Annotated in this window: 3 protein-coding genes, 1 rRNA gene and 1 pseudogene; all 5 read left to right on the top strand. The window is 38.8% G+C overall.

Annotated features, from left to right (window positions below; genetic code table 11):
* Positions 1-2: 2 nt before the first annotated feature.
* The 5 genes and pseudogenes from rrf to CYL18_RS18845 all read left to right on the top strand — a co-directional run bounded on the left by rrf (position 3) and on the right by CYL18_RS18845 (position 3,174).
* A 5S ribosomal RNA gene (gene rrf, locus CYL18_RS18865) occupies positions 3-119 on the top strand.
* A gap of 288 nt (positions 120-407) precedes the next feature.
* Positions 408-1,081: pseudogene (locus CYL18_RS18860) on the top strand (HAD family hydrolase).
* A 297-nt stretch (positions 1,082-1,378) separates the two neighbouring features.
* Positions 1,379-1,768, top strand: coding sequence for a hypothetical protein (locus CYL18_RS18855; protein ID WP_236636527.1), 390 nt, complete (start codon positions 1,379-1,381; stop codon positions 1,766-1,768).
* A 111-nt stretch (positions 1,769-1,879) separates the two neighbouring features.
* On the top strand, positions 1,880-2,428 hold the full coding sequence (locus tag CYL18_RS18850) for a GNAT family N-acetyltransferase (protein WP_104851005.1): 549 nt from the start codon (positions 1,880-1,882) through the stop codon (positions 2,426-2,428).
* Between the two features lie 239 nt (positions 2,429-2,667).
* Positions 2,668-3,174 (top strand): DUF1648 domain-containing protein, encoded by a 507-nt coding sequence (locus CYL18_RS18845; RefSeq protein WP_104851004.1) that lies wholly within the window; start codon positions 2,668-2,670, stop codon positions 3,172-3,174.
* Positions 3,175-3,279: the final 105 nt, after the last annotated feature.

Genomic DNA, 3,279 nt, shown 5'->3' with positions numbered 1-3,279 from the left:
AGTCCGGTAATGATGGCGAAGAGGCCACACCCGTTCCCATTCCGAACACGGAAGTTAAGCTCTTCAGCGCCGATGGTAGTTGGGGCTCACGCCCCTGTGAGAGTAGGACGTTGCCGGGCAAGTGAAACCAGTTCAGTTTTGAACTGGTTTTTTTGTGCTTTCAACCTCGAAAGAGATGAATGGTTTTGGATGAAGTAATAAACGCTCGCCTGACTGACAGCAGGCATCACCGAATTGAGAGAAGCAAAGGGATCAAGGAGACGAGTGACTGTAACGTTGATCCAGGTAGGATTAATGCCTTTTGGTGTTGAATCTTTTACGAAGTAAAGTGCAGTTTAGCTTAAAAAGGTATTTAGTTTACTTATATAGAATAAAAGTAAAAACTGCATTCGAGGAGTAGATTACATATGATAAAGGCTGTCATCTTAGATTTAGATGGGACTTTGTAAAATAGGGACGAGTCGGTAAAGAAATTTATTGATAACCAATATGACAGATTAAATAAGTGGGTTAACCATATTCCAAAAGAGGATTACATTACCCGGTTTATAGAACTCGATCATCGTGGTTACGTGTGGAAAGATAAAGTATATCAACAACTCACGGAGGAATTCGACATAAGAGGGGTAACTTGGGAGGAATTACTTCAGGATTACATCAGCCATTTTAAAGATCACTGCATACCTTTTCCCAACCTGGTTGATTTGTTAGAGGAACTTAGAAGGAATCAATGGATTCTAGGAATCATAACGAACGGAATGGGCCAATTTCAAATGGATAATATCAAGGCGTTAGGGATTGAAAAATATTTTGAAGCGATCCTAGTTTCGGAATGGGGAGGACTAAAAAAACCTGATCCCGCTATATTCTTGCGAGCCTTGGATCGACTTATGTTTCGCCCAATCATAGTGTTTATGTTGGAGACCACCTTGAAAATGATGTAAAGGCTTCTCAAAAAGCCGGGATGAAGGGAATTTGGAAAAAAGATACTCAATGGAGCAATGTTGAAGCAGAATATATGATAGAGGACCTGATGGAATTGCCCGCACTTCTTCATATTTTAAACAAGTCAGCCTTTTAGTCATGCGAAGTGTAAGGGATCGGACAGGTTACTGGCATAGAAAAATTACACAACCTTAGACTGTGGGAGTAAAAAGAAATGATTATGGTGAATTACAAAAGTACAGACGTTATTTTATGTTTTGTTTTAGGAATAATCTTGGGTATAACCTCGAAATATTTAGATACTGTTGCAGTTGATGGGAGTTGGGTTACGAATGTTCTTCATTTTCTGGGGGACTTATTTACAAGGTTAGGTATATGGGTATGGATTGCTACATTGGTAGCTGCATACAGTAAGACATGGAGAAGGGCAGCTATGAATACATTTGTATTCTTTCTAGGAATGTTACTCAGTTATTATATCTATTCGGCTTATTTATTTGGGTTCTTCCCAACGAGTTATTTTATAGGCTGGGGCGGCATAGCAATAATATCGCCTTTACTTGCAGCGGTTGTTTGGAAAGCAAAGGATAATGAACGGCTCGCTATGATTTTGCCTGCATTGCCTATGGGATTAATGTTAAGTCTTTCTTTAAGCATCGGCTTATTCTATGTAGATTTAGCTCATTTCGAAGAGTTAATCATGTATGTGTTTTTGTGTGTAGTCTTTTATAAGAATCCGAAGCAAATGATTGTCTCCATCGGATTATCCATTATTATGGCGATTATTATCTGTATAAGTCCATTGTACTTTAGTGTGTTGTAGGTTAGAAAACATGCCCTTAAACAGATGGGTTAAGGCCTTTTTCTATTAAAGCTTCTTGTTGTAGTCAAGGGCTAAGGTATAGGAGCAAAGATTACTGCTTGGAGGGATTTTATGCTCAATGTGGAGATTAGAAGACCGAAAAGGGAAGACATTAAGCAGATAAATGAGTTCTTTGAAACAGTGATTACGGATACGTTTAACAAAGAAGGCATAGGGGAGAAAGCGGATGATATTCAAGATGAAATAGAGATTAAGAAGAAATACATAGTAAGTGATATGGAAAGCAATGGCGAGGAAAGATTTTTCTTGATTGCTTTAAATGACGGCAAAATAATAGGCTCAATTGAATATGGTCCAGTAAGTAATCTCATAAGAAGGTGTACAAACAATGTCTACATAGGACTGATTGAGGTAGGTACGGTATTTGTCCATCCCGACTTCCAAAGGAAGGGTGTAGGAAATTTATTGCTCGAGGCGATGTATTCTGTTATTCGAAAAAAGGGAATCGGAGAATTCTGTCTCGACAGTGGATACACTCGTGCACAAATGATTTGGAAAAAGAAATTTGGAGAGCCTGATTATCTTTTAAAGGATTATTGGGGAGAAGGGAATGATCACATGATCTGGCGAATTAATGTTAGTGATTGTCCATCAGATTAAGAATACCATTAAAAAAGTAGCTCCTATTTATCACAGCATGTATATCCGATTGGGGAGAAGCTTTGTAAGAAGGCATGTGAGGGAAGGCAGGGATGTCCGACATACATCCGTACTGAGCTTTAGATACAAAAAGTACATCTTATCTATATTAATCGAAAAAAGGAATTCTAAAAAAAGGTATCGAATAAATAATAGAGATACATTTTGGTGTTAAGCAAAAGGGAGAGGGGGGAAGTGAGATCTCGAGTTCATGGGAGAGACCTAAATTAAAAATTGAAAAAACAAAGAGTGAAAAGATAGGGGATGTAATTGGATACACAGTTTATTTTGGCTCTATAGCCCTTATGATTTTCATGTGGAATTCGCTGCCGGATAAGGTTCCAGCGCATTACAATGCTTTGGGTGAGGTGGATCGCTGGGGCTCAAAGACAGAGCTGCTTATTTTGCCGGTTATTGGCGCCTTGGTAGGAGGGTTAATGCAAGTCATTGAAAGGTTTCCCCATATACATAATTATCCTGAGCGCTTGAATAAAGAGAATGCCAGAGAGTTTTATTTGGCCAGCAGAAAGCTGACGAATCAACTAAAAAATATTATTTTCATTATCTTTGCTTTGATTTCTTTTGAATCGATTGCGGTTGCACTTGATTGGGGGAGCCCGTTTGGGAAATGGTTTCTGCCTATCCTGATAGTGAGTGTGACAATCCCAATCATATACGGGTTTATCAAACAACGGAAAATACTATAGGGTGGTAAAAATTAAGAAAGGGCTGTGTTGAAGTGACCCCAAAAAGTTAGACACAGTTATTTCCTTAAGCAGCTCGCATAGAATGAGTCCGATATTGTATCGGGC

The organism is Pradoshia eiseniae (assembly GCF_002946355.1).
Classification (GTDB): Bacteria; Bacillota; Bacilli; order Bacillales; family Pradoshiaceae; genus Pradoshia; species Pradoshia eiseniae.
Note: the sequence above shows the minus strand (reverse complement) of the source record. Positions and strands in the feature narration are given on the sequence as shown.

Excerpts from the sequence above, each read along its gene's own strand:
- CYL18_RS18855 (WP_236636527.1), top strand. The coding sequence starts at position 1,379 with ATGAATACATTTGTATTCTTTCTAGGAATGTTACTCAGTTATTATATC.
- CYL18_RS18850 (WP_104851005.1), top strand. The coding sequence starts at position 1,880 with ATGCTCAATGTGGAGATTAGAAGACCGAAAAGGGAAGACATTAAGCAG.